Genomic DNA, 1,040 nt, shown 5'->3' with positions numbered 1-1,040 from the left:
CCTCCGGTAAACTCGGGGCGGTTCACTATTCAGGTGCGAAGGCGAAGCAATATGATCGTGTAAGGGACATCGTGCACGACCACATCACCTCTTCATATCCGATTGCTACCGGCACTGTGGTGCTTGGCAAACCTTGTGTTCGACGCCGTGTGCATTCAGTGGCAACTGCCGCGAAAGAAGCCGGTCTTCATCCCAAGAGACTGCGCAGTATCCTTGAAGCTGAAGGCTTTTTGCAGAGTCCGTCCGGAGCGAGCCGACACGACGGTGAGTATCTGTTCGACGCCGAGCTGGTTAGGCCGCTCCTGATAAACACATCAATGTCGGTTTGCCAGGGAAGAGCTCAGCAGGAACTTGGGATTTCCAGAAGCCAGTTCGACGTCATGCGCAAATGGGGGTTTGTCGCGCCTGTCAGCGAGACTGCGAAGGCAAAACCCCGCTACTCAGTCTTGGCGATCCGTGAGTTCCGGAAAAAGATACTGAGACACGCGGAAACTGTTGCGGTTCCAGGAGCCGGGCAGTTCGATCTTCAAACTGCGGCTCGCAAGGTGGTTTGCAGCACGGGCGAGATCGTGACTCTCATCCTTAGCAATCAACTGGAATTCGTTGGATGCCTCCCGCGCCAACGCAACTTCGGCGGCCTTCTTGTCGACGTCGAGGAAGTGAGGGCAAAGCTCGCGATACCCCCCGATGATGGGCTGACCAAGCCTGAACTGCAAAAGAGTCTTCATGCTAGCTACGCGATGGTGAAATGGCTCTGCGACGAAGGCTATCTGCCGCTTGAGCGCAGCAGGTCATCGGTGTCGAGGAAGAGCCAGATGATAGCGCGGCGTGATTGCGTGGAAGCATTCTGCCGGTGCTATACAACGCTTGGGTTTTTAGCGCATGTGTCTGGGCGTGCGGTTGGCTCAGTTCGGGCGGACTTGGAGCGCCGTGGCGTATCTTCTGTTGTTCCAGACCATCCGCTCGACCGAAGGCTGTATCGGCAATCCGATTTACAGTCTTGTTCGTGGAATGCGCAAGGTTCGTAAACGGTGCGCCGT

The 1,040-nt window shown here is 56.2% G+C and carries 1 protein-coding gene; it reads left to right on the top strand.

Annotated features, from left to right (window positions below; genetic code table 11):
- Window positions 1-1,028 (top strand): hypothetical protein (locus tag DT23_RS19780; protein WP_162177271.1); only part of this gene is annotated, 1,028 nt, incomplete at its 5' end.
- Window positions 1,029-1,040: the final 12 nt, after the last annotated feature.

This window comes from Thioclava indica, assembly GCF_000714545.1.
Classification (GTDB): Bacteria; Pseudomonadota; Alphaproteobacteria; order Rhodobacterales; family Rhodobacteraceae; genus Thioclava; species Thioclava indica.
Note: the sequence above shows the minus strand (reverse complement) of the source record. Positions and strands in the feature narration are given on the sequence as shown.